Source organism: Pseudazoarcus sp. NS36, from assembly GCF_059703705.1.
This window is the reverse complement of the sequence record NZ_BAAKJA010000003.1, coordinates 354,076-380,443: the sequence shown is the minus strand read 5'-3', so window position 1 is coordinate 380,443 and position 26,368 is coordinate 354,076. Positions and strand designations below refer to the sequence as shown.

General features: G+C 64.1%; 33 protein-coding genes. 20 read left to right on the top strand and 13 right to left on the bottom strand.

Annotated elements, in window-relative coordinates:
* On the bottom strand, positions 1 to 93 hold a 93-nt coding region (locus AC6H0R_RS07100; protein WP_497580658.1), incomplete at its 3' end, for a transposase.
* Between the two features lie 169 nt (positions 94 to 262).
* Between AC6H0R_RS07100 and AC6H0R_RS07095 the strand changes: the two genes are divergently transcribed.
* From AC6H0R_RS07095 to AC6H0R_RS07060, 8 genes are all read left to right on the top strand, one after another.
* Complete coding sequence (locus AC6H0R_RS07095) at positions 263 to 583, top strand: VOC family protein (protein WP_497580651.1); 321 nt, start codon at positions 263 to 265, stop codon at positions 581 to 583.
* A 3-nt stretch (positions 584 to 586) separates the two neighbouring features.
* A complete protein-coding gene (locus tag AC6H0R_RS07090) occupies positions 587 to 1,156 on the top strand; it encodes a dihydrofolate reductase family protein (RefSeq protein WP_497580650.1) in 570 nt (189 codons plus the stop codon).
* Positions 1,157 to 1,189: 33 nt separating this feature from the next.
* Positions 1,190 to 1,615 carry a hypothetical protein gene (locus AC6H0R_RS07085; protein WP_497580649.1) on the top strand — a complete coding sequence of 142 codons (426 nt, stop codon included), beginning with the start codon at positions 1,190 to 1,192 and terminating at the stop codon, positions 1,613 to 1,615.
* Between the two features lie 158 nt (positions 1,616 to 1,773).
* The gene (locus tag AC6H0R_RS07080) at positions 1,774 to 2,472 is read left to right on the top strand and encodes a class I SAM-dependent methyltransferase (protein ID WP_497580648.1); all 699 of its coding nucleotides are present in this window, start codon (positions 1,774 to 1,776) and stop codon (positions 2,470 to 2,472) included.
* 102 nt (positions 2,473 to 2,574) lie between these two features.
* The gene (locus AC6H0R_RS07075) at positions 2,575 to 3,438 is read left to right on the top strand and encodes a diguanylate cyclase domain-containing protein (RefSeq protein ID WP_497580647.1); all 864 of its coding nucleotides are present in this window, start codon (positions 2,575 to 2,577) and stop codon (positions 3,436 to 3,438) included.
* 125 nt (positions 3,439 to 3,563) lie between these two features.
* Positions 3,564 to 4,541 (top strand): extracellular catalytic domain type 1 short-chain-length polyhydroxyalkanoate depolymerase, encoded by a 978-nt coding sequence (locus AC6H0R_RS07070; RefSeq protein WP_497580646.1) that lies wholly within the window; start codon positions 3,564 to 3,566, stop codon positions 4,539 to 4,541.
* 67 nt (positions 4,542 to 4,608) lie between these two features.
* Positions 4,609 to 5,007, top strand: coding sequence for a VOC family protein (locus tag AC6H0R_RS07065; RefSeq protein ID WP_497580645.1), 399 nt, complete (start codon positions 4,609 to 4,611; stop codon positions 5,005 to 5,007).
* Positions 5,004 to 5,522 (top strand): DUF7482 domain-containing protein, encoded by a 519-nt coding sequence (locus AC6H0R_RS07060; protein ID WP_497580644.1) that lies wholly within the window; start codon positions 5,004 to 5,006, stop codon positions 5,520 to 5,522. Before AC6H0R_RS07065 ends, AC6H0R_RS07060 begins: the two co-directional genes overlap by 4 nt.
* Before the next feature lie 37 nt (positions 5,523 to 5,559).
* On the opposite strand, the gene AC6H0R_RS07055 is transcribed toward AC6H0R_RS07060, so the two are convergent.
* Positions 5,560 to 5,742 (bottom strand): DUF6435 family protein, encoded by a 183-nt coding sequence (locus AC6H0R_RS07055; protein WP_497580643.1) that lies wholly within the window; start codon positions 5,740 to 5,742, stop codon positions 5,560 to 5,562.
* Between the two features lie 147 nt (positions 5,743 to 5,889).
* Here AC6H0R_RS07055 and AC6H0R_RS07050 point away from each other — a divergent pair, with 147 nt between their 5' ends.
* Entirely contained in the window at positions 5,890 to 6,285 is a 396-nt protein-coding gene (locus AC6H0R_RS07050) for a hypothetical protein (RefSeq protein ID WP_497580642.1), read from the top strand.
* A 117-nt stretch (positions 6,286 to 6,402) separates the two neighbouring features.
* Positions 6,403 to 6,795 carry a hypothetical protein gene (locus tag AC6H0R_RS07045; protein ID WP_497580641.1) on the top strand — a complete coding sequence of 131 codons (393 nt, stop codon included), beginning with the start codon at positions 6,403 to 6,405 and terminating at the stop codon, positions 6,793 to 6,795.
* A 336-nt stretch (positions 6,796 to 7,131) separates the two neighbouring features.
* Here the strand turns inward: AC6H0R_RS07045 and AC6H0R_RS07040 are convergent, their stop codons facing one another.
* Both AC6H0R_RS07040 and AC6H0R_RS07035 read right to left on the bottom strand, forming a co-directional pair.
* Positions 7,132 to 7,389 (bottom strand): MoaD/ThiS family protein, encoded by a 258-nt coding sequence (locus AC6H0R_RS07040; RefSeq protein ID WP_497580640.1) that lies wholly within the window; start codon positions 7,387 to 7,389, stop codon positions 7,132 to 7,134.
* 10 nt (positions 7,390 to 7,399) lie between these two features.
* Complete coding sequence (locus AC6H0R_RS07035) at positions 7,400 to 8,536, bottom strand: WD40/YVTN/BNR-like repeat-containing protein (RefSeq protein ID WP_497580639.1); 1,137 nt, start codon at positions 8,534 to 8,536, stop codon at positions 7,400 to 7,402.
* A 157-nt stretch (positions 8,537 to 8,693) separates the two neighbouring features.
* Here AC6H0R_RS07035 and AC6H0R_RS07030 point away from each other — a divergent pair, with 157 nt between their 5' ends.
* Positions 8,694 to 8,822, top strand: coding sequence for a hypothetical protein (locus tag AC6H0R_RS07030; RefSeq protein ID WP_497580638.1), 129 nt, complete (start codon positions 8,694 to 8,696; stop codon positions 8,820 to 8,822).
* Between the two features lie 125 nt (positions 8,823 to 8,947).
* Complete coding sequence (locus AC6H0R_RS07025) at positions 8,948 to 9,907, top strand: MBL fold metallo-hydrolase (protein WP_497580657.1); 960 nt, start codon at positions 8,948 to 8,950, stop codon at positions 9,905 to 9,907.
* A 70-nt stretch (positions 9,908 to 9,977) separates the two neighbouring features.
* On the opposite strand, the gene AC6H0R_RS07020 is transcribed toward AC6H0R_RS07025, so the two are convergent.
* Positions 9,978 to 11,120, bottom strand: a complete 1,143-nt coding sequence (locus tag AC6H0R_RS07020) for a formyltransferase family protein (RefSeq protein WP_497580637.1) — start codon at positions 11,118 to 11,120, stop codon at positions 9,978 to 9,980.
* A gap of 139 nt (positions 11,121 to 11,259) precedes the next feature.
* Between AC6H0R_RS07020 and blaOXA the strand changes: the two genes are divergently transcribed.
* The gene (gene blaOXA, locus AC6H0R_RS07015) at positions 11,260 to 12,054 is read left to right on the top strand and encodes a class D beta-lactamase (protein WP_497580636.1); all 795 of its coding nucleotides are present in this window, start codon (positions 11,260 to 11,262) and stop codon (positions 12,052 to 12,054) included.
* A gap of 9 nt (positions 12,055 to 12,063) precedes the next feature.
* Here the strand turns inward: blaOXA and AC6H0R_RS07010 are convergent, their stop codons facing one another.
* From AC6H0R_RS07010 to AC6H0R_RS07000, 3 genes are read right to left on the bottom strand one after another with little or no spacing between them, the layout of a single operon-like run.
* Positions 12,064 to 12,795: a DUF4197 domain-containing protein gene (locus tag AC6H0R_RS07010; RefSeq protein WP_497580635.1), complete on the bottom strand. Its 732-nt coding sequence runs from the start codon at positions 12,793 to 12,795 to the stop codon at positions 12,064 to 12,066.
* A gap of 35 nt (positions 12,796 to 12,830) precedes the next feature.
* The gene (locus AC6H0R_RS07005; protein ID WP_497580634.1) at positions 12,831 to 13,766 is read right to left on the bottom strand and encodes an HDOD domain-containing protein; all 936 of its coding nucleotides are present in this window, start codon (positions 13,764 to 13,766) and stop codon (positions 12,831 to 12,833) included.
* Positions 13,763 to 15,856 carry a DUF1631 family protein gene (locus tag AC6H0R_RS07000; RefSeq protein WP_497580633.1) on the bottom strand — a complete coding sequence of 698 codons (2,094 nt, stop codon included), beginning with the start codon at positions 15,854 to 15,856 and terminating at the stop codon, positions 13,763 to 13,765. Before AC6H0R_RS07000 ends, AC6H0R_RS07005 begins: the two co-directional genes overlap by 4 nt.
* Positions 15,857 to 16,140: 284 nt before the next feature.
* On the opposite strand from AC6H0R_RS07000, the gene AC6H0R_RS06995 reads away from it, so the two are divergent.
* Positions 16,141 to 17,628, top strand: coding sequence for a Ycf46 family AAA ATPase (locus AC6H0R_RS06995; RefSeq protein WP_497580632.1), 1,488 nt, complete (start codon positions 16,141 to 16,143; stop codon positions 17,626 to 17,628).
* On the opposite strand, the gene AC6H0R_RS06990 is transcribed toward AC6H0R_RS06995, so the two are convergent.
* Positions 17,625 to 19,031, bottom strand: a complete 1,407-nt coding sequence (locus AC6H0R_RS06990) for a TonB-dependent receptor (protein ID WP_497580631.1) — start codon at positions 19,029 to 19,031, stop codon at positions 17,625 to 17,627. The two genes, AC6H0R_RS06995 and AC6H0R_RS06990, sit on opposite strands and share 4 nt — an antisense overlap.
* Before the next feature lie 287 nt (positions 19,032 to 19,318).
* Between AC6H0R_RS06990 and AC6H0R_RS06985 the strand changes: the two genes are divergently transcribed.
* Positions 19,319 to 20,521 (top strand): ammonium transporter, encoded by a 1,203-nt coding sequence (locus AC6H0R_RS06985; RefSeq protein ID WP_497580630.1) that lies wholly within the window; start codon positions 19,319 to 19,321, stop codon positions 20,519 to 20,521.
* A gap of 71 nt (positions 20,522 to 20,592) precedes the next feature.
* The gene (locus AC6H0R_RS06980) at positions 20,593 to 21,045 is read left to right on the top strand and encodes a methyltransferase family protein (protein ID WP_497580629.1); all 453 of its coding nucleotides are present in this window, start codon (positions 20,593 to 20,595) and stop codon (positions 21,043 to 21,045) included.
* A gap of 1 nt (position 21,046) precedes the next feature.
* Here AC6H0R_RS06980 and AC6H0R_RS06975 read toward each other — a convergent pair whose 3' ends face one another.
* From AC6H0R_RS06975 to AC6H0R_RS06965, 3 genes are all read right to left on the bottom strand, one after another.
* The gene (locus tag AC6H0R_RS06975; RefSeq protein ID WP_497580628.1) at positions 21,047 to 21,826 is read right to left on the bottom strand and encodes an oxygen-binding di-iron domain-containing protein; all 780 of its coding nucleotides are present in this window, start codon (positions 21,824 to 21,826) and stop codon (positions 21,047 to 21,049) included.
* A 95-nt stretch (positions 21,827 to 21,921) separates the two neighbouring features.
* Entirely contained in the window at positions 21,922 to 22,305 is a 384-nt protein-coding gene (locus AC6H0R_RS06970; RefSeq protein ID WP_497580627.1) for a cupin domain-containing protein, read from the bottom strand.
* Complete coding sequence (locus tag AC6H0R_RS06965; RefSeq protein ID WP_497580626.1) at positions 22,305 to 22,844, bottom strand: DUF924 family protein; 540 nt, start codon at positions 22,842 to 22,844, stop codon at positions 22,305 to 22,307. Before AC6H0R_RS06965 ends, AC6H0R_RS06970 begins: the two co-directional genes overlap by 1 nt.
* A gap of 133 nt (positions 22,845 to 22,977) precedes the next feature.
* Here AC6H0R_RS06965 and trxA point away from each other — a divergent pair, with 133 nt between their 5' ends.
* The 4 genes from trxA to AC6H0R_RS06945 all read left to right on the top strand — a co-directional run bounded on the left by trxA (position 22,978) and on the right by AC6H0R_RS06945 (position 25,098).
* Entirely contained in the window at positions 22,978 to 23,349 is a 372-nt protein-coding gene (trxA, locus tag AC6H0R_RS06960) for a thioredoxin (RefSeq protein ID WP_497580625.1), read from the top strand.
* A gap of 93 nt (positions 23,350 to 23,442) precedes the next feature.
* Positions 23,443 to 24,000 (top strand): class I SAM-dependent methyltransferase, encoded by a 558-nt coding sequence (locus AC6H0R_RS06955; RefSeq protein ID WP_497580624.1) that lies wholly within the window; start codon positions 23,443 to 23,445, stop codon positions 23,998 to 24,000.
* Between the two features lie 18 nt (positions 24,001 to 24,018).
* Positions 24,019 to 24,447: a cupin domain-containing protein gene (locus AC6H0R_RS06950; RefSeq protein ID WP_497580623.1), complete on the top strand. Its 429-nt coding sequence runs from the start codon at positions 24,019 to 24,021 to the stop codon at positions 24,445 to 24,447.
* Positions 24,448 to 24,516: 69 nt separating this feature from the next.
* Complete coding sequence (locus tag AC6H0R_RS06945; protein WP_497580622.1) at positions 24,517 to 25,098, top strand: putative pterin-binding protein; 582 nt, start codon at positions 24,517 to 24,519, stop codon at positions 25,096 to 25,098.
* 7 nt (positions 25,099 to 25,105) lie between these two features.
* Here AC6H0R_RS06945 and AC6H0R_RS06940 read toward each other — a convergent pair whose 3' ends face one another.
* On the bottom strand, positions 25,106 to 26,317 hold the full coding sequence (locus tag AC6H0R_RS06940) for an MFS transporter (protein WP_497580621.1): 1,212 nt from the start codon (positions 26,315 to 26,317) through the stop codon (positions 25,106 to 25,108).
* Positions 26,318 to 26,368: the final 51 nt, after the last annotated feature.

The window sequence follows — 26,368 nt, the reverse complement described above, 5'->3', positions numbered from 1 at the left end:
GCCGTGCCGACGACACAACTCCTTGACCTGCACACCTGCCTCGGCCTGCTTCAGAAAATCCAGAATCTGCTCTTCCGTAAAACGCTTCTTCACTGCCGTCTCCTGTTCGGACAACGGACTCTACTAAGTTCAGCGTGGTACTGAAAACGGGGAGCAGGTCAGGTCTAGAATTTATACCGACAACGGCTCCTTATTCGGAATCCATTCGAATCTTGATCAGGCGACAGAATGCCGTCTAATCCCAAAGCAAGAATCCGAGGCCATGAAGAAACTCCATATCGCCATCTCCACCGACAAGATCGACGCAACCGTTGCCGACTATTCGTCGCGACTGGGCGTTCAGCCGAGCGTGGTCGTGGCTGGCGAATACGCCTTGTGGCGGACGGAGTTCTTGAATGTTTCCGTGCGGCAGGACCTCTCTTGCGGCACGGGCTCTCTGAGACATCTGGGGTGGGAAGACCCGGCCGCAACGGAGTTCACGCAGGACACCGACGTGAACGGGATCGTCTGGGAGCGATTCGCCGCACAGCAGCAGGCCGACGAGATCAATGAGATCTGGCCTGATGCCAATTACCGGCCTTGAACCATGAAAACGCAGTACTACACCGCCACCAGCCTGGACGGATTCATTGCAACCGAGGATGACTCGCTGGATTGGCTTTTCCCGCTTGGCGACCTGAACAACTCCAGCTATCCGGCATTCATTGAGGCGGTGGGTGCGTTGGCTATGGGTGCGTCGACCTACGAATGGATGCTGCGCAACGCAGAGGCGGTTGCCGCCGAGACGGGTTCGCCATGGCCGTACACACAGCCAACCTGGGTGTTTTCCACACGTGAGCTGGAGCGTGTCGGCGCTGCGGATGTTCGTTTCGTGCGCGGGGACGTGCGGGCCGTACATGCACAGATGCGGGTCGCAGCAGCAGGCAAGAACATCTGGATCGTGGGTGGCGGTGATCTGGCGGGGCAGTTCCATGATGCGGAGCTGCTGGACGAGATGATCATCCAGATCGGATCGGCCACCCTTGGCTCGGGTAAGCCGGTGTTTCCGCGCCGGGTTCTGAGCCCAGAGCTGCGTCTGGTGTCAGTTCAGCAGATGGGGGCTGGGATGGCCGAGCTGCGCTATGAAGTTTTGCGTGACGGCACCAGGTCCGAATAGTCCACATTATTTGACTTAAGAGGATAGTGATCGATGGACGATCATGGCGATTCAAGTAGCGGTGCCATCGATGAGCCTTTGTCAGCAAGAGACCTCCTGATACTGAAGGTCTTGAGGGGGATAATGTTGTGCACAGCGCTGCTAGTTGCATACTGGTTCCTTGGCATTAGCTACTCAGGTCTCATGAGGTTCAATGAACTCGACCTTGGGCAGATGATTCTCACGCTCAGCACTTCCTATGCGTGGGTCGTCTTTTTTGTCATGGGCGTGTTCTGGGTTTTTGATAGGAGGATCGGGGGGTTCTTCCCTGTTACCGGGTCTGTTTCGGCGGGACTAAGCATTGCGATGACTTTTGTGGGTTTTATCTTTGTGCCATGGTTGTTGGTAATGCTTGTGCCGTTGGTTTTATTTGCAAAACGCCTGATGGAATTTCACTCTGGCCGAGGTGATTCGGATTGAATTGCTTGGCCGACCCAGCAATGCCTTCCGCGTACAACGCCATCACTGAAAGGCATTTCGGAGGATGTCCCTGATCATTTTAATGCGGCGCAATGCGCGTTGCTTATTGCGTCCTACGCGGTTTGTCCGGCCATTGAGCCTCCACCCTTGAGACACTCGTGAACGACGACGAAATCAAAGCCATCTTCGACCAACAAGCCGCCGTCTACGACCAGCGATGGGAGCGCACCGCGCCGATCCGCGAGGGGCTGCATTTCCTGCTGGAGTCGGTGTTTGCCGACTTGCCTGCCGACGCGCGTGTGCTGTGCGTGGGAGCCGGCACGGGGGCGGAGATGCTGCATCTGGCCGGCCGCTTTCCGGGCTGGACCTTCACGGCGGTGGAGCCATCGGGCGCGATGCTGGCGATGTGCCGGACCAAGGCCAAAGAGGCGGGCATCGCGCATCGCTGCACGTTTCACGAGGGCTTTCTGAATTCACTGACGGATGCGCAGCCATTCGACGCCTCCACCTGCTTTCTGGTCTCTCAGTTCATTCTGGATCGCGATGCGCGCATCGGCTTCTATGGCGAAATCTCGGCACGCTTGAAGCCGGGCGGCATGCTGGCCAGCTCGGACCTGTCGGCAGATGTGCGCTCAAAGGAGTACGACGCCCAACTGGCAGTGTGGTGCTGCATGATGTCGGGCGCAGGCATTTCGCCCGAGGCGGTGGCGCAGATGCGCGCGGCGTATCAGAAGGATGTGGGCGTGCTGCCGCCGGCCGAGACGGCGGCGCTGATTGCGGCGGGCGGGTTTGATGCGCCGGTGGCGTTCTATCAGGCGGGGCTGATTCATGCGTGGTTTGCCACACGCCGGCGCTGACAGGCTTGCCGCTGGATGGGGCAGAGTTCGATATAGAAAGCGTGATCCGCGTTAATCTGTCGCCTGTACCCTTCGCGATCCGAGAAGCGAACCATCCCGCCCATGCCAGCCGACCTGACCGCGCTCTATCCGAAACTCATCAACCTGCTGATGGATACGGTGTTCGTCGTCGATGCCGACAACCGGATCGTTTTTGTCAGTGACACGTGCAACACACTGCTTGGCTACGAAGCCGACGAGATGATCGGCACCTTGATCACCGGCTACATGCACCCGGATGATCGTGCGAGCACGCTGGCGGCCGCGCGCCGGGTGATGGAAGGTCAGCCTCACATCGACTTCCGGAACCGCTATCTGCGCAAGGACGGCAGCGTCGTACACATTCTGTGGGCCGCGCGCTGGTCCGAAGAAGAGGGCGTGCGGATCGGCGTCGCACGGAACGTGACGGCGCTGATGCAGGCCGAGGCGGAATTGCGGTTCATGGCGCACCACGATCCGCTGACGAAGCTGACCAACCGGTCGCTGTTCTACGACCGCCTCAACACGGCATTGCGCTCGGCCCGCCGCCGCAAAGGGACTCTGGCCTTGCTGTTCGTAGACATCAACGACTTCAAGCGCATCAACGATGTCCATGGCCATGCCATGGGTGACCGCCTGCTGTGCGCAGTGGCACGGCGGCTGGAGCGCTGCGTACGCGAATCCGACACCGTCGCGCGCATGGGCGGTGACGAATTCATTGTGCTGCTGGCAGACATCCAGTCGACCGAGTCTGCCACCGCCAAGGTGGATCAGATCCTCCAGGTGATGGCTGAACCCTTGGGCGCGGAGTTTGGCGACCTCGAGATGCCATCCTGCAGCATCGGCGTTGCCTGCTATCCGGCAGACGGAGAGGATTCCACCACGCTGCTGAACCACGCGGATCACGCCATGTACCGCGTAAAGAAGCGGGTATCGAAACCCGTATAGGTCCGACACGCACGGCGCATTTGGCTACACAATGTCATGACAAAACCGGGCACCGGCATGCGCCAGGCATCCGACTGCCCGGCCTGTTCCGACCCGTACACCGCCAGCCATGAGCGGAGTTCATCATGAAACCTGCCTTTGCCGCACTGGCCGCCGCAGCCTTGCTCGCCACCACCGCTGCCTGCGCCAATGACCTCTCCTCCTGGCGCGAACGCCGCGCCGCGGCCGACGCCGACACAAGCCCAGCGGGCACCCATGAGCGCACCCTGCGTTTCGCCGGCGACACGCGCAACTATGTGCTGCATGTTCCGGCCGACCTGGACCCGGGCCGGCCCGCAGCGCTGGTGGTGGCCATGCACGGTGGCGGCGGGCACGCGGCCTACATGGCTGACGACGAGCGCTACGGCCTGATCGGCAAGGCCAACCGCGAGGGCTTTGTGGTGGTGTTTCCGAACGGCTACAGCAAGTTTCCGCGCGGCCGGCTGGCCACCTGGAATGCCGGCGGCTGTTGCGGCGATGCGCGCGACCGCAACAGCGACGACGTGGGCTTGGTGCGGGCAGTGGTGGCCGAGGTGCAGTCGCGCGTGAAGATCGACCCGGCGCGCATCTTTGCCACGGGCATGTCCAACGGCGGGATGATGGCCTACCGGCTGGCCTGCGAGGCGGCCGATCTGTTCCGTGCGGTGGCGTCAGTGGCCGGCACCGAGGCCGCGCCGGAATGCAAACCATCGCGCACGGTGCCGGTGCTGCACATCCACGCGCGCAACGATACGCATGTGTTGTTCAACGGCGGCGCGGGGCCGGATGCGTTTCGCGATGAATCAAAGGTGATGGACTTCGTTTCCGTGCCCGACACGGTGGCGCGCTGGGTCGGGCGCAACCGCTGCGAGGCGCTCCCGGTGCGCGTGCTCGAAACGCCCGGCGCGTATTGCGAACGCTACAGTGGCTGCCGCGACAATGCGGCGGTGCAGCTGTGTGTGACGGAACAGGGCGGGCACTCCTGGCCGGGAGCGCAGAGCGTGCGACGCGGCAAGGAAGACGCCTCGCAGGCGCTTGATGCCAACGACGTGATGTGGGCGTTCTTCAGCAAGGTGTCGCGCTGACACCTTCCTCTGGGCGGCGGAGCCGCACCGCGGCATCATCGCGGTCCTGCCTTGTAACGGAGCCACCATGCTCATAGACCGCCTCGACCACCTCGTTCTCACCGTGAAGAGCATCGAGCTCACCTGTGCGTTCTATGCTCGTGCTTTCGGCATGGAGGTGGTGAGCTTCGGCGAGGAGGGACGCAAGGCGCTGGCCTTCGGGGCACAGAAGTTCAACCTGCACGAACAGGGGAACGAGTTTGAGCCCAAGGCTGCGGCACCCACGCCGGGCTCGATTGATCTGCGCCTGATCACGCGCACGCCGCTCGACGAAGTGGTGCGCCATCTGACCGAGGCCGGCGTGCCGGTTACGGACGGCCCGATTCGCCGCACCGGCGCCACTGGACCGATCCAGTCCGTGTATGTGCGCGATCCCGACGCGAACCTGATCGAAATCTCCAACTACCTGGATGAACAACCACGATGAAACGACAGCACTTCGCGATGATTGCCGCTTTGCTGCTCACGGCCTGCGCCGGGCCGCGCTTCGACGCAGGGGGCAGTGAAACCGCGCTGCCGCTGCAACGGGCGTGGTTCGAGGGGCAGATCGTGGAGTATGTGACGACCGATGTGTCCGACCGCGCCATGGCCCAGGCGCAGGGCATCAACTACGTGCCGCGCCTGGCGGTTGCGGCCTCAATGCAGGGACCGCAGGCGCTTACGTCGCGGGTGTACAAGTTTGCCGGCGGCGAGCAGATCGGCGTATTCCAGTCGGCACCGGCGCCGACCGGCGGCAACAATGCCGATCGCGCATACAGCCCCTTGTGGCGCGTGGTGATGGTGCGCTGGCTGCACGCAGACGCAATCACCGAGCTGCAATCCGAAGAAGCTGTGCTGGCCGCGGAAGCACGCGGTGCCTTGGCGTTGGAGGTGACCGACATCGTCATCAACTGCCCGGTGACACGCTCGATCGACGGCCTGGCACTGCAGGGCGTGCGCTGAGTCACGCCGCCCAGCAGCCCGCCGCATTCACCAGGCTTCACTGGCTGCCGGCTTCGTCGTCCAGTGCCTGGAGCTCTTTTTCGATTTCGGCGGCTTCAGCGCTGAGCAATGAATAGTTCATGATGTCGCCATTGCGTTGATACTGCATGGCCTGCTCAAGCTTCTGCTGATATTGCTGCTGCAAGGCCTTGCGGGGGTTCTTTCTGAACAATCCGAACATGTCTTCTCCAAGGCGTTTGCCTGACTGATATGGCCCGCTTGATCGGGTGATGCGGGCCGCTATCGGACTCTCCGGCCGGCGGATGGTTCGGCACGCAGATCATTTGTTCATCCGGGCTGGATCTCGCGCACTTGACAGGAGTACATCGTGCTACGCAAGCAACGCAGCGCCGTGTTCGCGGCCTTCACACTCGGCCTCCTTTTTGTCGGCATACCGTTCTGGCTCACGCCCTACGGGCAACTGAACCTGCCTGACGCCTTTCTCGGCATCGGCCTGGTGACCGTCGTCGTGCTGTCCTTCTTGCTGCGCTTCAGCGGCGGCGCGTCGTTCATGACAAGCTTGAACGTCATGGCCATGACGATGCCGGCCGCCCTGATGCTGCGCGTGCTCGTCGAGGGCCTGATGGATCCGACAAAGCACAATCTGTGGCCGCTCGCCCTGGTGATCGCAGTGCTGACGGGCTATCTCACGGCCCTGCCGGGCGCGGGGGCGGCGCACCTGCTGCGCTGGCTGGGCCGCGGCCATGACCGCGATGTCATGTGAATTCTTCGCCCTGCTCAAACGGTATCGACATCGGGTATCGTGCGGAGTCTTTTACAACGTACACGCCGTCACAGGCGGCGATTCAAACCATTTCCATTGAACGGACGGAGGCAGCAGATGCACAGGATCATCCTCATTGCGGCAGCATTGCTGGTCATCGCGGGGTGCAACAGCAAACCGCTGGTGAACGTACACAACGACGGCGTACCGACGGTCGCCAGCGGCAAACGTCTGTCCGCCGGAGACGTGGAGAAGGCCATCCTGAATGCATCGACAAGCCTGGGTTGGCAGCCGCGGGTAGTGAAGCCGGGCTTGATCGAGGCCAGTCTGACCCTTCGTTCCCATCACGCAGTGATCGAGATTCCGTACTCTGCCGACTCCTACAGCATCCAGTACGTCAGCAGTCAGAACCTCGATTTCAGGAACGGATCCATTCACGGCAGCTACAACCGCTGGATTGCAAACCTCAGAAGCAGAATCCAGAGCGACTTGAACCTGCTGCTCCGTTGAAGGCTTGCGCCGGCCGGCCCGCGCGCGTGACGGGCCACCCCGATGCGCGTCGCGCTGAACGGCTGCAGCTGTTTTCCCAGGTCACTCCGCAGTCAGGCCCCTTGCACACACCTTGTTTCCAATCCATGACAATCGGTTTTTGACATGACAATGCCAAACGCGTAACTTCGGCACACGACAAGGCGGTGTACTGCGTGAGAGGCGCGGGTATGTTGCCACCTAGTCTGTCGTGACCGTTATCCGGGTGGGGACTGGGATGACGGCATCGACTACCGGTTGTCTTCTCCGGTTGACCCCGCAACGGCGTGCCGCAGCGGGGTCTTTTTTTGTCCTCCATCAACCGCCGCTGAGCGCCTGCACAATCACCACCTCATCGCCTTCCGCCAGGCTGCGTGACAGATCGAACTCCGACCGGCCATTGACGAAGATGCGCATGTGCGCACGCGTGCGACCTTGCTCGTTCACCACGCGAAAGCGGATGCCGGGGTAGCGGCGATCCAGATCGTCGAGCAGGGCATCCAGCGTGTCACCCTCGGCTTCGACGGTTGCCGCATCGGTATAGGAGTGCAGCGGGGTCGGAATGAGCACCTTCATCGTGCGACCCTCAAGCCACTTCGGCCGTCTCGACCGCGTAGATTTCGGGCAGGTTGCGTGCGATGCACTGCCATTCCGCACCCTCGTTGATGCTCACCCACACCTCTCCCCCAGTAGTGCCGAAGTACAGCCCGACCGGATCGCATGCGTCGGCACACATGGCCTGACGCTTGACCGTCCACCAGGCCTGCTTGCGCGGCATGCCGCGATCCTGCCGCTGCCAGCTCTTGCCACCATTGCGGGTGCGATAGACCGCCGGCTTGCCTTCCGGGCTGGTGCGCGGCCACACCGTCTGGCCATCCATCGGCAGCACCCAGGCGGTGTTTTCGTCGCGCGGATGCAGCACCATCGGAAAGCCGATGTCGCCAACGCTTGCCGGCATGCTGCTGCCGATGCGCTGCCAGCGGGTGGAGGGCCGATCCAGACGATAGATGCCGCAATGGTTCTGCTGATAAAGGCGGTCGGGGTTGGTCGGACACATGCGAACGCAGTGCGGATCGTGAAAGGTGGGGTCCGCGCGGTCGAAACCTTCGACCACGTCCAGGCCGTCGAGCAGCGGCCGGAAGGTATCGCCGCCGTCGACCGATTCATGCACGCCCCCGCCGGACATCGCGAAGTAGAGATGCTGCGGGTCGCGCGGATCGACGATCACGGAGTGCAGCTTGGGCCCATCCGGCGTGCCGTCCTGCGCGGTACCCATCCACTTGCGGTAGTCCGGGTCGTTGTTGATGCACGAGAACGGCCGCCAGGTGTCGCCGCCGTCCTCCGAGCGGAACAGTCCCTGCGGCGAAGTGCCGGCGTACCAGACGCCGGGCTCGTTGGCATGACAGGGCGTGAGCCAGAAGGTCTGGCTTACCGCACGACCGCTGCCGTCATCTGCCTTGTCGAAGGCGGGCGGTCGCGTTGCCTCGGTCCAGCTGGCGCCCAGATCGGTAGAGCGGAAGATGGTCGGCCCGAGGTGACCGGTGCTCGCGGCAGCCAGCAGGGTGCGGCCATCGCGTGGGTCGAGCATCAGGTGGTTGATGATGTGCCCGAGAAAGTGCGGCCCGTCGGCGCGCCACCGGCTGCGCGAGCGGTTGCCATGAAAGATCCAGGCACCCTTGCGGGTAGCTACCAGCACGATGATTGTGGGCTTGCGTGTCGTCACGATGTGCTCCCTGCGGCAATGGGCTCAGCCGGAATGGCCTGCTCGTACTTCGTAGTCGAGCGGCCAGGCGTGGTTTCGACATCTCCCCACAATGAAGCTGCAGAAGGTCTGCCGTAATGCACATCGTATGTGCTGGCTTCGAACCGGAAGGACGGCGGTGCGCGATTACGCGGAGTGGATCGAGGCTACCGGGCATGAGCTGCGCGGTTTGATCCGCATGGCCTGCGAACGGGCGGCAGAACCGCTGATCGGATCGCATGAGTACCGTGGGCGTTGCTCCAGTTGACCTTGGCACTGCGCAACCGTGAGGGGGTGAGGTTTTCACGGTAGCGGCCCAGACACGTCGCGCCTAATCTTCCCATTGGCTGTTCTGGCATACCGATAAATCGGGAGGAGACAAACGTGCGCAAGATGAAATGGTCCGCGTGGGGTATCGGACTGGCAATGATGGCGGGAACCGCTGTCGCAAACACCGGCATGGTGACGGTAACGCCACTGGGCAGTCACGACGGCGAGTTCTGCCCGATGGACCGCGCCCTGATCTTCGAGGACCCGGACGGTACCCGCATCCTCTACGACGCGGGACGCACCGTGCGCGGGCCGGATGATCCGCGTCTCGGCCGCATTGACGTGGTGCTGCTCAGCCACGTCCATGGCGATCACCTTGGCGACTCCATCCCGCCTGCGGCCAACGCGGGCACCTGTGCCAAGCCGGACGTATCGGTCAAGGTCACGCCCAACTCCAACAGCGTGAACATCGTGGCCGGCAAGAAGGCGCGCTTCATCGTCGGCGGCGAGATGCCGGCTTTCTTCCAGAACAAGGTGGTGGCCGCCGGAGGGGAGCGCACGCAGGTTCAGCTGGTGCGTTTTGGTGCCTCAACCAAGGTTGGTGGCGTCGACATCGCCAGCGTGCCGGCAGCCCACAGCAACGGACTGTCGCCCATCTTCGTGGGTTCGGAGTACGCCAAGATGCTCTCGGAAGTCGGCCTGACGGCTTACGTCGGCCCGCCGGGCGGCTACGTACTGACCTTCAGCAACGGGCTGGCCGTCTACCTGTCGGGCGATACCGGCATCACCGCCGAGCAGGACATGGTTGTACGCGGGCACTACGGTGCAAAGCTGGCTGTACTGAACATCGGCGGCACCTTCACCACCGGCCCACGCGAAGCGGCCTACGTCATCAACGATCTGGTGAAGCCGGCTGCGGTCATCGCCTCGCACGCCAACGAGGTGGCAACCGAGGGCGGCAAGCTGCTGCCGAACACCAAGACCGCAGCCTTCATGGAGGCGGTAAAGGTGCCGGTACATCTGCCCTTGTCGGGTCGCAGCATGGCATTCGACGGTGAGGCAAAATGCGTCACCGGCTGCTGAGCTGATCGAGGTGGCAGTAAAAAAAGGGGCGGATATCCGCCCCCTTTTTTTGTCCGGAAGGTGACCTGCGTCAGGCCGCCTGCGCGTCGAGCGCGATATCCACCATCAATTCGTTGCCGACGCTCTCCAGGGTGCTGCGCAACACCTCGTCGGCCAGTGCCGTCGGCACGACCAGCTGCGCGTGCACCTTGAAGACGTGCGCCTCGTTGTCCTTGCCGACAATTTCGGTGTCGAGGTTCTCGATACTGACGCCACGTTCGGCCAATGCCGTGGACAGGCGCCGCACGATGCCGGGACGGTCCGGCCCCGCCAGTTCGAGACGCACCAGCCGGCGGCCCGCCGGCACCGGCCGTGCATCACTGCGCGCAATGGTGATCTGCAATCCGTCGTCCTCCAGCTTGCGCAGCGCCGCCATGACCGTCTCGGCGTCGTCCGGCGAAACCTGCAGATGCACCATGCCGGCAAACTGCCCCGCCACGCTGGTCATGTGACTGTCGGCCCAGTTCACCGCAGCGGCCTGCGCGCAGTCCGACACCTTGCGCACGATGCCCGGCTTGTCCGGCCCGACCACGCTGACCACCAGCGAAGTGGTGAGCGGGTGATCCTGTTCGATCAGTTTCACGGTTCGCTTGATCAGCGGCGCGCGCGTGGCAAAGCGCTCGTCCTGCGGCATCGCAGGCAGGCTGCCGTGCTCCGCCGCGTGCTGGACCACCTGGCGAATGAGCTTCAGCCCCAGCGGGGCGAGCGCACGTTCCCACAGCTCGCGCGGGCCTTCGCCTTTCTCGACAAAGCACCAGTCCTGCGCGGCAATGGCGCCAGCATCCCAGCCGTCATCAAGGTGATAGATCGAACCGCCGGCAATCGGATCACCTTCCAGCAGCGTCCACTCCACGGCTGCGATGCCGCGATGCCGCGGCAGCAGGGAGGGGTGGTAGCCGATGGCGCCGATCTTCGCGCGTGCCAGCGCCTCCTTGGTGACGAAGGCATGGGTGTGAGCCGCCACGATGAGATCGCAGTCTTCCTGCAGATCGCTGCCGGGGACGGTGCGCGGGCTTTCCAGGATCGACAGCGGAATGCCGGCGCTGGTGGCCGCGACAGCGAGCCGGTCATCGGCTGCCGGTGCAACCACGCGCACCACTTCCACGCCATCTTCCAGCAGGTTGGCCAGCACGGCAGCGCCGAAATAGCGCGAACCGATCACGGTGCACTTCATGAAATTCTCCTGTCACGATTGCGTCCCGGAGCAAGCTGCGGGACATTCACGTTGCACGCGGTGCGCCGACCGCGCCGCTTCGAGGGGCGATGTTACCGCGTTCGGCGCTGCCGTTCGCGGGGGTTTACGGAGATTGAAGATGTTCCGAAATTGGGTTTTCGCGCTGCTGCTGACGCTCGTGCCAGCGACGTCCGGCGCGGCGCAGTGGCAGGAGCACGCGGGCATTGCTGCGCTATTCGCGCAAGCGGACGTACGCGGCACCTTCGTAGTGATTGACGCCAACGGCGTCGTGACCGGCCATGACCGGACACGCGCGCATACGCGCTTGGTTCCGGCTTCGACCTTCAAGATCGCCAACACCCTGATCGGCCTGGCGCGAGGCACCGTGCGCGACCTCTATCAGGTGCTGCCTTACGGCGGCAAACCCCAGCCCTTCCCGCAGTGGGAACGCGACATGAGCCTGCGCGAGGCTTTTCCGATATCGAATGTGCCGGTGTACCAGGAGCTCGCACGCCGCACCGGTCTGGACACCTATCGCAAGGATCTGAAACGTCTCAACTACGGCAACGCCGAGGTCGGCCAGCGCGTCGACCGCTTCTGGCTGGACGGGCCGCTGGCCATCAGTGCGGTCGAACAGGTGCACTTCCTCAGCCGTCTCGCTGCAGGGACTTTGCCCTATCCACCGGGTGCGCAACGCAGCGTACGCGCGATCACGCGCATCGAGTCCGGAAACGACTGGGCATTGCACGGCAAGACCGGCTGGCAGAACGCGCCGGAGCCGGGCGTTGGCTGGTGGGTGGGCTGGGTCGAGTGCGGGCAGCGCAAGCACGCCTTTGCGCTCAATCTGGATGTCCGCTCTCCCGCTGATGCCGCACTGCGAGTGGAGCTGGGCCGCGCCAGCCTGCAGGCGGCGGGCGTGCTGCCCTGCCGCTGATTTTGGCACTCAGCGACTGCCGAATACCTTCTTGAGCAAATCGGTACTGCGCGCCATCGGGTTCTGCCGGATCGCACGCTCCTCGTCAGCGAGTTTCACGAACAGGCCGTCCAGCGTCTCGTTCGTCACGTAGCCGTCCAGATCAGCCGAATCGCCGAGCAAGCTGGCGGCCGGGCCGGCACGGCTGACGACATTCTTCCAGGCACTGGTCACACCAGCACGGGCGGTTGCCTTCTGCACGATCGGCAGCATGGCAGCGGCCAGGCGGTCCCAGGTCTTCTCGCGGAAATACTGTGTGGCGGCGTCGTCAGCACCACTGAGCAGCTTCTGTGCGTCCGCGATGCTCATGGCGCGGATGGCATCTCCGACGATGCCCGCGCCTTCCGGCACAGCCGCCTCGGCTGCGCCATTGACGGTGGCCACGAAATCATCGACGGCCTTGCCCTGCCCCAGCGTACGGAGCGTCTTCTCGGCGCGTTCCAGCGTCGGCGGCAGCGGGATGCGCACGGCAGGATCATCCAGATAGCCGCCCGGTCGGGCCAGGCCCTTGATGGCACGCTCCACGCCAACGGCCAGAGCCTCTTTGAGGCCTCCGGTCATCTCGGCTTCGGTCAGCGCGGCGGCGCCACTTCCGCCGGACGAGTTCAGGATGTTCTTGAGCGTCCCACCCCAGTCAATGGCATGAGCGCTGCCGGCAACGGTGGCAAGGGCAATGGCGGTGCAGAAGCGGCGGCGTTTCAAGGCGATTCTCCGCGGAAGTGGTGGTAGCGGAGATACTACTCCAGCACGTTGAGGCGACTGGCGTCGATGAGCGGCATGGGCAGACTGACCAGATGCGTCCACTCGCGCAGCGACACCAGCGAATCCGAGAGAACCTCCTGCATCTGCCCGGCTTCCAGCTCAAGGATGGCGGCGCGCAAGCGTGCCATCGCAAGGTGATCACTACTGCCGCCAAGGTCCAGGACATGGCTGCTCAGGCTGCGCGCTAGGCGCAGTGCGCAGGTCAGCAGATAGGGCGTGGAGCCGGGTGCAAAGCCACCGCCCTCGGGATCACGTTGCCAATAGATGATGTCGGCGGTGGACGTCGGCAGCTGCCAGTCGACGAGCAACACCGCCGACAACTCATGGTGGTCGAAGCCGAAGACTTCGCGCTCCAGCGGCTCCAGCTCGGAACGTGAAGTACGCGCAAAGGACAACAAGCGCGCATATTCGTCGGGCTCGGCGGTGGCAAAGGCCAGCATGCCGATGTTCGACAGCAGGCCGAGGGAGAAGGTGTCGTCTGCGGACTGGTTGTGGGCGGCCAGCGCGAAGGCATCGGTCAGGATGCCTGTATGCAGCGAACCGACCCAGAAATGGTGATAGTTGAAGCCCTCGCAGCGCAGCTTGGCCGACTGCGAGATCAGCGACAGTACGAGTGCGTGGCTACGGATGGCATTCAGGCCCAGACGCTGGACCGCCGTCTGCACATTGGCCGTGCCGCGCATGGCGTGGAAACGTGCGGCAGAGGCAGCGCGCAGCACGAAGCCGGTGAGAGCGGGGTCGGTCTTTACGACGCTGACGATATCCTCAAGCGAGGACTCGGGGTCACGCGCCATCTCCACGATCCGCAACGCCGTTCCCTGAGGGCTGGGCAGTGCGTCGGCCGAGACGAGAAAACTGCGAATGTCGCGGACGACTTCATGTTGCGGACGGGATTTGGCAACCTGGTTCATGGGGACATACCCTCAGCCAATGGTTGGTAATCGTCGAGCACGTTGGCGACCAGGCGGTCCATCAACGGCTCGTCGTCGATCAGCAGCGCCTCGCCCCGCTCGAACTTTCGCGCCAGTTCGCTGCGCGTCAGCGCAACCGCCCGGACACCCTGACGATTGGCGAACAGGAACATCGTACGCGCAGGACTGATCCACGTCAGCCGTACAGCGCGCCGCTGCCCGGCCTCCAGCAGCAACTCCAACCAGTCACCACGCTTGAGCTCATCCAGCCCGTCGTCGGCCAGCAAAGCGTCTTGCGCCGTGGCCGTGGCTGTCTCAGCCGGTTGCCATGAACTACTAACGGCAGGCCGCATGCCGTTCTTTACCGCATTTGCATGAAGCTTGACCAGGCTCGAGAAGAAATCGCTGCGCTCGCTATCCGGCATGCCACATGAATCGAACCCGTGCTTGAGCCGCGAAATCAGCGCCGGAAGCAGTCCGACCAGGCGCTGACGCTCCTCTGCCGAGATCTTGGGCCGCACACTCCACACCAGATCGTCCATGGTCGATACCGCCTCGACCCAGCGGTCGCCACTTTCACCGCCTTCACGGGCGGCGGCGGCGAGCACGGTCGTCCAGTAGGTGTTGAGCAGGGCACGGATGACTTCGGGCACGGACTCGTCGGCAAGATACGGCGCGACGGTACCGACCGCCACGCTGCGGGCGATCTCGGCAACCTCGCGTTCGGTGAGCTTGTCGGTGAGGGTGACCGCCCGCTCGTCAGCCAGACGTTCCTGCTCGGAAAGAAAGGCTTCCAGCGCAGCCAGCCCGGTAACAAAAGCCCCAGCGTCATTCCCCCCTGCGTCCTGAATGCGTTGCACCAGAGGCTCGGCAATCAGATAGAGACTCGAGTCATCGGTGAACTCGCCGTCCCAGGTCGAGGCCGCCTGCGCCATGGTGTTGATCAGGCGGCGGGCCGGGTGTTGGCGATCGGAGAAAAATTCGTGATCAGACAGTGCGAGCTTCAAGACCGGCAGCTGCATGCGGCCGATCAGGGCTTTCATTGGCGTTGGCACGCGATCATCGTCGAAGATGAAGTCAAACAGCGTCGCAACGATGTCGATGATGATGCCGTCGAGCGTCCCGACCTGACGGCTCAGGCCCGCGTCGAGCAACACACGCACGACGTTGACCGAATCCGTTGCCGACGGGTCGATGCTGAACTGCTGCCCACCCAGCTGAAAACCGCCCTGACCACTCTGCACACGCGACAGTGCGTCGATGATGGCGTCGTTGGCAGCCTCATGTCGCAAGGACGCACCGACTGCAGAGACCTCCTGGCCGACGAGGCGGCGCAGCATGCCGGCCGCTTCAGGAGAACGTTGCGCGCGCGCCAGCTCGGGGCGACCGCCACGCCGCACGCTCTGGCGTACGCGCGGCAACACCTTCCGATCCACCAGATGGGAATGAATCGCCCGATATGCGACGGGCAGTTCGTCGGCAATACGCTCGGTGACCATTTCCAGCAAGGTCTGACGCGCCTGCAGACCACAATCGAGCGACCAACAGGCCTCCTTCAGCGCCTCGGCAATGATCTCGGGACCGAGCGGATTGCGACCTTCCTCGACTTCACCCTCAACGCCCAGCATGACGGCAATGCGCGGCATCAACTCACGCAACTCGTTCTCGCAAGCGTTATGCAATCGACGGGCGCGGGTACCGATCAGCAGCGATTCGGAGAACACCATGTCGTCGACCAGCGACAGCACGATGTCGGCCGAACCCGGAGCGCGGTAGTTGCGCGCCTCGCGGCGCGGGCGACTCGCGTGCTGGGCCATCAGACGTTCGAGTGCGCTGGAAAATTCGCGCGGCAGCGCGTCGCCCGATTGCAGCAGTACGCGTCTCAGCTCACCGAATTTGTCCGACTCCGAAGCGTCGTAGGTTTGCCGGCACAGCGTGTCGATTTCGACGGTCAGCGTTTCGTGCTGCGCCAGCATGGCCGCATTGACATGTCGGCGAAGGATGCGACCGCACTCTGCCAACACTCCGGCATAAGAGGCGTTGCGGGTGGCCTGCGGTGCAGGCGTGGGGGCGAGGATAGCGTTGTTCACGGTGGGGCTCCGCGGGGACTTCGCACGGCGCAAACGCAAAGAGCGCTTGCGCAGAAATGGTACAAGCCCCATCACTTCAGGATGACTCACCGACCGTCGGTCCGACGGACGGGATGCGGGCGCGGATGGGGGATCGTCCTTGACCTGGATCATCCGGGATTTGGGCTTCGGAAGCTTGGAAGCAAGCGTTTCCGGATGTATCTGCGTTGCGAGGATGAATGGGCTTTGACTCGCCTTGCCGAACGCCACATGCTTCCGGACAACCCTACAGCAGGAGTTTTCGAGTGATCCCAGAATCCGCGCGAACAGCTACGGTGGACCGTCTTTGCAAGGGCCTCGACGGTGGTTATCCGTTGATCTACATCCGGGGGCACGATGAGGCGCGCATCGAGTGCGTACTGTGCAATCTTGCACAGGTTCGTTACGAAAACTCCGCTCCGCTTGCGGTTTGGACGCTCACCGAAGGGATGGCTGAGGACTCGGCCCAACCGGACGCCGCGCTGTCCGACCCGCTGACCGCGCTTCGCCACGTGATGGCGCGGCAGGCCCCCGGCTTCGTATTACTGAAGGACTTCCCCTTGCTGCTGGCAGGGCATCCAGAACTGGTGCGCGGCCTGCGCGATCTGTATCGCGCGCTGCTCGGGCGGGGAATCTTCGTCTTCCTGTCGTGCAGCGAGTACTGCCTGCCGGATTCGCTTTCACACGAGGTCTTTCTGGTCGACCAGCAACCGCCCTCGCCACAAGAGACGCTGGCCGAGTTGCTGCGCCTCGCCCCCGATCTTGCGCCCGATGTAGCCGACGCTCTGGCGCTGGCCATGAAGGGGATGATGCTCAACGAGATTGCTCATCTCACGCGCCGACTGGTGGCAACGGCTTGCCTGGAGCAGGACGCAGCGCTGGCCGAAATAAGGGCCGAGAAGGCCGCCGTGCTGATGCGTGAAGCCTGCCTGAAGTACATCCACGCCACGGTGGACATCACCCGTGTCGGCGGGCTGGAGAACCTCAAGGAGTGGGTGCAGGCGCGAGCAGGCCTGTTCAGCGGAACCGCGGACTTGCGCGTGCCGATGCCGGCCGGTGTGCTGTTCATGGGCGTCAGCGGTTGTGGCAAGAGCATGGCAGCCAAGGTCATCGCCAGCGCCTGGGGGCTGCCGCTGGTTCGTCTGGACATGAACCTCGTCCTGTCAGGCGCGCACGGCGCGCCCGAGTACGCCTTCGATCACGCGCTGCGCGTAGCCGAACAGGTGGCGCCGCTTGTGCTGTGGATCGACGAGATGGAAAACAGCTTTGGCTACGACCACGAATTGCGCGGAGGCGGGAACAATCCCAACATCTTCTCCAGTTTCCTGACCTGGATGCAGGAAAAGCCCGCTGGCGTGTTCGTGGTGGCCACGGCAAACCGCATCGAGAAGCTGCCAGCCGAGGTGATCCGCAAAGGGCGCTTCGATCAGCTGTTCTTCCTCGACCTGCCGACCGACGCCGAGCGCCAGCGCATCCTGGACATCCACCTGCGCGCCAATGACGCCGATCCGGCAGCGTTCAACCTTGCGGCCCTGTCCGCCGTCACGAAGAACTGGAGCGGCGCCGAGATCGAACAAGGGGTCAAGGCCGGGGTGGTCGCCGCCTGGCAGGCCGGGCACGCGCTCAACGAGCGCGATGTGATGTCAGCGATGTCGCACATGGTGCCGCTGTCGCGCACCATGTCCGAACAGATCAAAACATTGCGGGCGTGGTCGCACGAGCGGGCCACGCCCGCTTCAGCGAAGGAAGGCTAACCCGTAAAGCCGAGCAGGCGCTCGGCGATGATGCGCGCGGCAACCGCATCGGGCACGTCGGACTCCCAATGGCCGCGACCGCGGCCGATGGCGCTGAGCACTTCACCGGCATCGATGTGCAGCAGGGATTCATCGCACCGTTTCACCCCCACCAGCTTGCCGTTCTCCACCAGATGCGCGAGGAGATGGCGCAAATGCGCCGGCACCTCGACCGTGTCGAGCGTCACCAGCGGCGCTGTGGCCTCGGAACGCGAGGGGTAGACGTACACATGGGTGTGATCGGGGAAGAGCTTGCCGAAGGCTTCGAGCATGCCGCCCTCCAGACCTTCGTAGTAGTTCTCGTCAAACAGCCGCGAGAAGTCGCGCACCGACAGCGCGATGCCGATGGGCTCGCGCGTATAGCGCCGCAGATAAGCACGCAGGCGGAAGAAGCGCACGTAGTCCGAGATCATCACGGTGTAGCCACAGGCGCCCAGCAGATCGACGCGCGCCAGAAAATCTGCGGCATCGACATCATCGCCGGTAACCAGCGAATTCATCGTCACTTCGGCGAGCGCCAGAATCTTGGTCTCGTCCACTTCGGACACCTGCGCGAACTGCGCGAGGCCGGCGCCCATCATGTCGGCATTCACCCTGGTCACCGGCTTGAAGCTGCCGCGCATCACCATGACCGGCTTGCGGTAGAACAGCTCGGCCGGCACCACCACTTCGCCCTCGGGATCGAACACCACCGCGCGCGTGAGCCAGCTGCGGATCAGGTGCAGATTCATCAGCCGGTTCTCGACACCTTCAAAGCCCGGTCCGGCGAAATGAATCAGATCGACCTCGATGCGCTCCGAACCGAGGTTGTCGGCCAGACCTTCGACAATCCATTCCGGCCGCGCGGTGTGGAAGAACGCGCCATGCACCAGGTTCACGCCGAGAATGCCGAGCGCGTCGGACTGCAGGGCGTTGTCGTGATCGAGCATGCGCACATGCAGCACGATGTCGCTCGGCTCGGCGCCGGGGGCGTGCTGCAAGCGCAGGCCGATCCAGCCATGGCATTCGTTCTGCTGTCGGAAGCTGCGTGCGGTGACCGTCGCGGCGTAGGCAAAGAACTGCGTGGTCGGCTCGCGCTTGGCCGACAGGCGATTCACGACCTGCGCAAATTCGCGCTCCAGCATCTGCCCCAGCCGCGCACGGCTGACATAACGGTCGACCGGACCATAGATGTCATCCGACACGGCCATGTCGTAGGCCGACATGGTTTTGGCCACGGTACCGGCAGCGGCGCCGGCCTGGAAGAAGCGGCGCGCCACTTCCTGACCGGCGCCGATCTCGACGATCGAGCCGTAGCTGCGTTCGTCCAGATTGACGGCCAAGGCCTTCTGATCGGTGGAGAGCTTGGTATCGCGTTCCTGCATGGCGGTGACTCCGGGTCATGTCGTCGCATGTTGCAGCGCGCCATGATACGCCAGCGCGTCGTGCTGAGGCATGAACGGCCATGCACCGCTGCGGAGCACACACGCCCACGAACGGGGCGCTGCGCACCGACATGATGCATAGATGCGTTGCAATGCACTCATATGAGGCATGATTTCCGGCGCATGCACCGCGCCTGCGCGCAAGTCATTGATCCATATAAGTGCTTCAGATTGGCACGCGACGTGCTAAATGCACGCCACATCCAGATTTCAAAGGGGTTTTCGTCATGGAACAGTTCCAGACCTCGGCCGACGTGTTGTTCGTGCTGCTGGGCGCCATCATGGTGCTTGCGATGCACGCCGGCTTTGCCTTCCTCGAAGTCGGCACCGTGCGCAAGAAGAATCAGGTCAACGCATTGGTGAAGATCATCGTGGACTTCAGCGTCTCGGCCGTCGCCTACTTCTTCGTCGGTTACGCCGTGGCCTATGGCATCGACTTCTTCGCCAGCGCCGAGGCGCTGACCGACAAGAGCGGCTACGACCTCGTCAAGTTCTTCTTCCTGATGACCTTCGCTGCCGCCATTCCCGCCATCGTCTCGGGCGGCATCGCCGAGCGTGCACGCTTTTACCCGCAACTGGCCGCCACCGCGCTGTTGGTCGGGCTGGTGTACCCGTTCTTCGAGGGCATCGTGTGGAACGGCAACTTCGGCTTTCAGGATTGGCTTGAGGCCAGCTTCGGCGCCACCTTCCACGACTTTGCCGGCAGCATCGTCGTGCATGCCGTGGGTGGCTGGATCGCGCTGGCGGCGGTGCTGCTGCTCGGCGCGCGCAGTGGCCGCTACAACAAGAGCGGCGGCATTGCCGCGCATCCGCCCTCCAGCATCCCCTTCCTCGCGCTGGGCGCATGGATCCTGACGGTGGGCTGGTTCGGCTTCAACGTCATGAGCGCACAGACGGTCGAAGGCATCAGCGGTCTGGTGGCGGTGAATTCGGTGATGGCCATGGTCGGCGGCACGCTCGCGGCGCTGGTCGCCGGACGCAACGACCCGGGCTTCGTGCACAACGGCCCGCTGGCTGGACTGGTGGCGATCTGTGCCGGCTCCGACATCGTGCACCCCATCGGCGCGCTGGCCATCGGCCTGGTGGCCGGCGTGCTGTTCGTACAACTCTTCACCATCACGCAGAACCGCTGGAAGATCGACGACGTACTCGGCGTGTGGCCGCTGCACGGCCTGTGCGGTGCCTGGGGCGGCATCGCTGCCGGCATCTTCGGCAGCACAGCGCTGGGCGGTCTGGGCGGCGTGAGCTTCATGTCACAGCTGGTCGGCTCGCTGGCCGGCATCGTCTTCGCCTTCGGCGGCGGACTGCTGGTGTATGGGGTGATCAAGCTGCTGGTCGGTCTGCGACTCGATCAGGAGCAGGAGTTCCAGGGCGCCGACCTGTCGATCCACAAGATCTCGGCCACGCCGGAGCGCGACGCCAGCTTCTGAACGTAGCCCTGGCTGCAGGGAAAACGGCCACGGGTATCATGCCCGTGGCCGTTGCGTTTTTGAGGAAGCCGATGCAGACCCTGATTCCGCCCCCGGTGATTGCCGCGCTGGTGGCCACGCTGATGTGGCTGACCGACTCGGCCTTGCCGCGCGCACGCTTCGAACCGCCGCTGCGCGAATGGGCCGTTGCAGCGCTGGCGCTGTGCGGACTGGTGCTGATGCTGCTGGCGGTATGGGCCTTTCTGCGGGCGCGCACCACCGTCAACCCGGTACGCCCGGAGCGGGCCTCACAGCTCGTCACCACCGGCGTGTTCGCACACTCGCGTAACCCGATCTACCTCGGTGACCTGCTGTGGCTCACGGCCTGGGGCCTGTGGCTGGGTAATGCGGCGGCGCTGACGCTGACAGCGCTGTTCTTCGTATGGATCACGCTGGTCCAGATCCGTGCCGAAGAGTCCGCGCTGCGGGCGCGCTTTGGCGCGAGCTTCGAGGACTACTGCCGACGCGTGCGCCGCTGGCTGTAAGTCACGCGGCCTTCGGCACGCGGTAGTGTTCCTGCGTCATCCGATCTACGCCGCAGGGCAGATTCTCGATCCATTGCAGGAAGCGCTCGACCATCGCCTTGCCCTCGAAGCGCGCGCCGTGCTGCGGCACGATCATCTCCACATCCAGCGTGCGCACCATGTTGGCCCAGAAGCGGCAGATCTTGTTCGACACCATGTAGCGGCTGTGAAAGCCGTGCATGTGGCGCACGTGGGCATCGAAGTCGCGCACCGGCGCGGCCGCCTCGTCGTGGTCGATCATGGAAGCGCCCATGTCACCCGAAAACAGGATCTTCGACACCGGATCGTAGAACTGGAAGTTGCCCTCCGAGTGCATGAAGTGGGCCGGTACGGCCACCAGATCGGACTGGCCCAGGCGGATGTGCATGCCCGCATCGGGGATACCCGCGATGCGCGCGGAGTAGTCCTTGCCCGACGTGAAATGCGGCAGAAAGCGCACCCACAGCTCCGAGATCAGCACCTTGCACGGCGTGGCGATCATCCACTTGTTGAGCGAGGCGATGATGTCCGGATCGGCGTGCGAGGCCAGGATGTAGTCCAGATTGCGTGACGGGAAGTAGCGCTGCATGCCCATCAGCAACCCGGCGTGGGTCATGTTGCCGCCGGGGTCGATGAGCGCGCCGTGCCCGCTGTCTACGACGAGGAACTGGTTGGACTGGACCGCATGGTCTCCCTCTTCGTCGACGAGGTCGTAGAAGGCGAGACAGGCGTGCTTGCCGTTGTTGAAGAGCTCGACAGCCATGGGGCTTCCGCAAGGCACCGCGCGTGCGGCGAAGCCCGGAATATACGGGACAGCAGCAGGGTCTTTTTGGCCGAATGCACCGCCTTTGATCGAGGTCAAACCTCGTCGGGCGCGCACTCCGCATAGCCGTCGGGCGTGAAGCGCGGGGTACACAGCGCGAGAAAGACCAGATCCGCGCTGCCGGTATTGGCAATGCGCTGCGGCATGCCGGGCGGAATGATCGCCACGCTGCCCGGCCCGACCGCCTCGACCATGCGCCCCGCCGCGTCGCCCAGTTCCACCCGCCCCTCGCCCGACAGAACGACATAGCGCTCGGTCACCCCGGCCAGCCGGCGCCAGCGCGTCATCACGCCCGGTTCGACGCGCGCCCGCGCCACCGACAAGGCGGGGTCGTCGGCACTGTTCGACCACTCGGTGATGTAGCAGCCCTCGCGGAAGAAATACTCGCCGCCATGCTCATGCCGGATCATCGCGCGCATCAGAAGCCCGACCCCGGTTGCTGCAGGAAAGTCTCCTCTTCCGGCGTGCTTGTCCGCCCGAGGATGCGGTTGCGGTGCGGGTAGCGGCCGAAGCGCTCGATGATGTCGCGGTGCGCATGCGCGAAGCGCAGGTTGTCCTCAAGCCCGGGCTGGTCGAACAGACCGATGGCGACGGCCTGCATCGCACGTGATTCGCTGTGCATGTAGGGCATGTACAGGAAAGCGCGTTCGGCGCCGACCAGGCTGCGGTCTGCGCCAGCGCGCACGGCTTCCTGCGCCAGTACCAGCGCAATCGCATCGGCCGCGAAGGCCGCCGGCGTGTCGCGATGGATGTGACGCGAGAACTGATCGAGCACGATGATCTCGGCCAGCCGGCCACGCGGCGTATCCCGCCAGGCGAACAGCTCGCCACGCACGGCCACCGTCAGGGTGACGCCAAAGCGCTGCGTAATGGTTCGATCGATATCCTCGTCCTTGCGCCACCAGTCGCGTGGCTGGAGTTCTTCAAACCAGTAGTGCAGGATGTCTTCAGCGTTCATGGGCGCGCTCGTTTCAACGTGACAATAAGGGTGAGCCTAATCGACAACATGCTCCGATACACTGTTCCGAATGACGCGCGCCCCACGTGAGGGGCACTATGATTGGCGTCAGAAATCACGAATGGAGGTCGCCATGGCCACACGCGAGATCACTGCTGAGAACTTCAACGACATCGTCGGTGCGGGCGGCATCGTATTGCTCGACTTCTGGGCCGAATGGTGCGGCCCTTGCCGCGGCTTCGCGCCGACCTTCGAGGCCGCCTCGGAAGCCCATCCCGACGTGGTCTTCGGCAAGATCGACACCGAAGCACAACGCGAGCTGGCCTCCGCCTTCCAGATCCGCTCCATTCCCACCATCGCCGCCATCCGCGACGGCGTAATGGTGTTCCGCCAGTCCGGTGCGCTACCGGCCAATTCGCTCGAACGCGTGATCGCGGGCGTACGCGAGCTCGACATGGACAAGGTACGCGCCGAAGCCGAAGACGAACCCGACCAGCTCGGCTGACGCGTGCCCCCTGCCTGCCCCTTGTGTGCGGCAACCGACAGCCGCCCGATCGATTGCGACGGGCGGCTTTATTTTCGCTGCGGCGCATGCGCGATGGTGTTCCTCGACCCGGCCTTGCGACTTGAACACCGCGCCGAGCGCACGTACTACGACCTGCACGAGAACGACCCCGCAGATGCGCGCTATCGCGCCTTTCTCACACGCACGCTGGACGTCGTGAAGCAGCGCTTCACACCACCCGCCCGAGGCCTCGATTTCGGTTGCGGCCCCGGCCCGGCCCTGACGGCCATGGCCGGCGAAGCGGGCTTCCGGATGGATGCCTACGACGCTTTTTACCGTGACGATCGCGCCGTGTTCGCACGCCGCTACGACTTCATCACCTGCACCGAAGTGGCCGAGCACCTGTTCTCGCCCCGCGAGGAGCTCGATCGGCTGTGGGACATGCTTTCCAGCGGTGGCGCACTGGTCATCCAGACCGGGCGCGTGCTCGACGACACACGTTTTCGCGCCTGGAACTACCGCCGCGACCCCACGCATGTCGTATTCTTCTCGGACTCCAGTTTTGCGTGGCTTGCCCGCCGCTGGAATGCGCGCCTGACGCTGCCACACGCGGATGTCGCGGTACTCGAAAAATCCACCGGAAAGGTGTGAGCCGAGGGGGGAGAAACAATGAGATGGATCGCCATCGCGGGCGTGCTGGCCCTGCTGGGTGCCAGCGCGGGAAGCGCAAGCGCACAATCCGGAGCTGCACCGGCCATTGAATCGGAGGTCCTGGCGCGCAGCACGCAGAGCTGGGACGGCAGCACACTACCGAACTACCCCCGCGCACTGCCGGAAATCAGTATTCTTCGTATCCGCATCCCGCCGGGCGTTGCCTTGCCGATGCACAAACACCCGGTGATCAACGCCGGCGTGTTGCTGACGGGCGAGCTCACGGTGGTTTCGGAAGCCGGCGACACACTGCACCTGAAGGCAGGCGAGGCCATCATCGAGCTCGTCAACAAATGGCATTACGGGCGCAACGACGGCGACACAACCGCCGAGATCGTGGTGTTCTACGCCGGCATCGGCGGTTTGCCGGTGACCGAGAAGAAGTAACACGCAGTCCTGCAGGCCGCGCCTCGATGCACGGTCGCAGCAAAAACAGCACAACCGGAAGTGGACAACATGAAAAGACGCACCTTCATCGCAACGGCCGCGGCCGGCTTAGCCGTGGCGCCGTTCATCACCCCGGAGGCTTCGGCTTCAACGCGCTCCGGGCCGGCTCTGCTGACCGTCAGCGGCGCCTTCCCGGGCGGTAACCGCGGCCCGGCCGGCAAGCTCGACCAGCTGATGCAGAAGCACGGTGTGGAGTTCGAGCGCGCCCATGCCTTCGACTTCGCGGCGCTGTCCGCGCTGCCCACCCACACCATCGAGCCGGTCGTCGAATACGACGCCAAACCGCATCGCATCACCGGCCCGCTGCTGACCACCGTGCTGACGGCTGCCGGGGTGCGCGTGCACGACGGCCTGCTGGTACTGCGCGCGATCGACGGCTACGGCGCCCAGCTCACCATCGAACAGGCCCGCGAGCAGCGCTTCATCGTCGCCACCCACATGGACGGTGCGGCCCTGCCGCTGGGCGGCGTGGGCCCGCTGTGGGCGGTGTATGACCCGGCCCGCATGCCCGGCATGCTCGACAAGCCGCTGGCCGAACGCTTTGCGAACTGCCCGTGGGGCCTCTATCACATCGAAGTCATGCTGGCCTGAAGCCGGCTCAGGCAGGCGCCGGGCGCAGCACCGGCGCCTCGCGGATGGGCAGGTTTACCACCGCCGCAGCGGCCGCCAGCGCCATGTCGGCGTACCACATCCATGTGAAGTCGCCGAAGGCCGTCACCGCCAGCCCACCCAGCCACGCGCCGAGAAAGCCGCCGATCTGGTGCGAGAGCATCGTCAGGCCGAACAGCGTACCCATGTGGCGCACGCCGAACAGCTTGCCGACGATGGCCGCGGTCGGCGGCACTGTCGCCAGCCAGGTAAAACCCAGCCCGGCGGCAAACAGGTAGAAGGTCAGCGGCGTCTGCGGTGACATCAGATACACCGCGATGAGCAGCGCGCGCGAGGCATACATCGCCGCCAGCACATGCTTGCTGCGATAGCGCGAAATGCACGCGCCGGCATACAGACTGCCGAAGATGTTGGCCAACCCGATGATCGCCAGCGACCAGCTCGCCACCGTCGGCGGCAGTCCGCACAGGGCGACCTCGGTCGGCAGATGCGTGACCAGAAAGGCAATGTGGAAACCGCAGGTAAAGAAGCCCAGGTGCAGCAGCAGGTAGCTGCGGTCGCGCAGCGCCACCCGCAGCGTCTCGCGTACACCGCGCTCGTCGCCAGCCTCGGCGGTACGCGGGGCGGGCGCGCCGGTGAGCTTGCGTATCAGCGGCAACGCGGCCAGCGTCATCACCGCCATCGCCCACAACGAACCCATCCAGCCGACCGTCTGGATCAGCTTCTGCAGTACCGGCGCAAACACGAACTGTCCGAATGAGCCACCGGCGTTGATGACGCCAGAAGCCGTGCCACGCGCGCTCGCCGGCAGACGTTGCGCTGCCGCGCCGATCAGCACCGAGAAGCTGCCCGCGCCCGAACCGATGGCGGTAATCAGGCCGAGCGACAGGATCAGGCCCCAGGTCGAGTCCATGAAGGGCGTGAGTGCGGCGCCCACCGCGAGCAGCAACAACGAAGCCACCAGCACCGGCGCCGGTCCCCAGCGGTCAGCCGCCGCACCGGCCAGCGGCTGGATTGCCCCCCAGGCAAACTGCCCGACCGCCAGCGCCAGGCTGATGCTGGCAATGCCCAGCCCGGTCGCAGTGTTGAGCGGGCCGACGTACAGACCCAGCGACTGACGCGTACCCATGGTCACCATCAGGATGCCGGCGGCAGCCAGGGTGACGATGAGAATGTCGGGACGGGCGATCGAGCGGAACATCATGAACCTCCGGGCTAGAGCGACATGTTCACCCACGCCCGCGCGCGACGC

Coding starts and splice junctions, on each gene's coding strand:
- AC6H0R_RS07095 (WP_497580651.1), top strand. CDS start 263: ATGAAGAAACTCCATATCGCCATCTCCACCGACAAGATCGACGCAACC.
- AC6H0R_RS07090 (WP_497580650.1), top strand. CDS start 587: ATGAAAACGCAGTACTACACCGCCACCAGCCTGGACGGATTCATTGCA.
- AC6H0R_RS07085 (WP_497580649.1), top strand. CDS start 1,190: ATGGACGATCATGGCGATTCAAGTAGCGGTGCCATCGATGAGCCTTTG.
- AC6H0R_RS07075 (WP_497580647.1), top strand. CDS start 2,575: ATGCCAGCCGACCTGACCGCGCTCTATCCGAAACTCATCAACCTGCTG.
- AC6H0R_RS07070 (WP_497580646.1), top strand. CDS start 3,564: ATGAAACCTGCCTTTGCCGCACTGGCCGCCGCAGCCTTGCTCGCCACC.
- AC6H0R_RS07065 (WP_497580645.1), top strand. CDS start 4,609: ATGCTCATAGACCGCCTCGACCACCTCGTTCTCACCGTGAAGAGCATC.
- AC6H0R_RS07060 (WP_497580644.1), top strand. CDS start 5,004: ATGAAACGACAGCACTTCGCGATGATTGCCGCTTTGCTGCTCACGGCC.
- AC6H0R_RS07055 (WP_497580643.1), bottom strand. CDS start 5,742: ATGTTCGGATTGTTCAGAAAGAACCCCCGCAAGGCCTTGCAGCAGCAA.
- AC6H0R_RS07045 (WP_497580641.1), top strand. CDS start 6,403: ATGCACAGGATCATCCTCATTGCGGCAGCATTGCTGGTCATCGCGGGG.
- AC6H0R_RS07040 (WP_497580640.1), bottom strand. CDS start 7,389: ATGAAGGTGCTCATTCCGACCCCGCTGCACTCCTATACCGATGCGGCA.
- AC6H0R_RS07025 (WP_497580657.1), top strand. CDS start 8,948: ATGAAATGGTCCGCGTGGGGTATCGGACTGGCAATGATGGCGGGAACC.
- AC6H0R_RS07020 (WP_497580637.1), bottom strand. CDS start 11,120: ATGAAGTGCACCGTGATCGGTTCGCGCTATTTCGGCGCTGCCGTGCTG.
- blaOXA (WP_497580636.1), top strand. CDS start 11,260: ATGTTCCGAAATTGGGTTTTCGCGCTGCTGCTGACGCTCGTGCCAGCG.
- AC6H0R_RS07005 (WP_497580634.1), bottom strand. CDS start 13,766: ATGAACCAGGTTGCCAAATCCCGTCCGCAACATGAAGTCGTCCGCGAC.
- AC6H0R_RS06990 (WP_497580631.1), bottom strand. CDS start 19,031: ATGCAGGAACGCGATACCAAGCTCTCCACCGATCAGAAGGCCTTGGCC.
- AC6H0R_RS06985 (WP_497580630.1), top strand. CDS start 19,319: ATGGAACAGTTCCAGACCTCGGCCGACGTGTTGTTCGTGCTGCTGGGC.
- AC6H0R_RS06980 (WP_497580629.1), top strand. CDS start 20,593: ATGCAGACCCTGATTCCGCCCCCGGTGATTGCCGCGCTGGTGGCCACG.
- AC6H0R_RS06975 (WP_497580628.1), bottom strand. CDS start 21,826: ATGGCTGTCGAGCTCTTCAACAACGGCAAGCACGCCTGTCTCGCCTTC.
- AC6H0R_RS06970 (WP_497580627.1), bottom strand. CDS start 22,305: ATGCGCGCGATGATCCGGCATGAGCATGGCGGCGAGTATTTCTTCCGC.
- AC6H0R_RS06965 (WP_497580626.1), bottom strand. CDS start 22,844: ATGAACGCTGAAGACATCCTGCACTACTGGTTTGAAGAACTCCAGCCA.
- trxA (WP_497580625.1), top strand. CDS start 22,978: ATGGCCACACGCGAGATCACTGCTGAGAACTTCAACGACATCGTCGGT.
- AC6H0R_RS06955 (WP_497580624.1), top strand. CDS start 23,443: ATGGTGTTCCTCGACCCGGCCTTGCGACTTGAACACCGCGCCGAGCGC.
- AC6H0R_RS06950 (WP_497580623.1), top strand. CDS start 24,019: ATGAGATGGATCGCCATCGCGGGCGTGCTGGCCCTGCTGGGTGCCAGC.
- AC6H0R_RS06945 (WP_497580622.1), top strand. CDS start 24,517: ATGAAAAGACGCACCTTCATCGCAACGGCCGCGGCCGGCTTAGCCGTG.
- AC6H0R_RS06940 (WP_497580621.1), bottom strand. CDS start 26,317: ATGTTCCGCTCGATCGCCCGTCCCGACATTCTCATCGTCACCCTGGCT.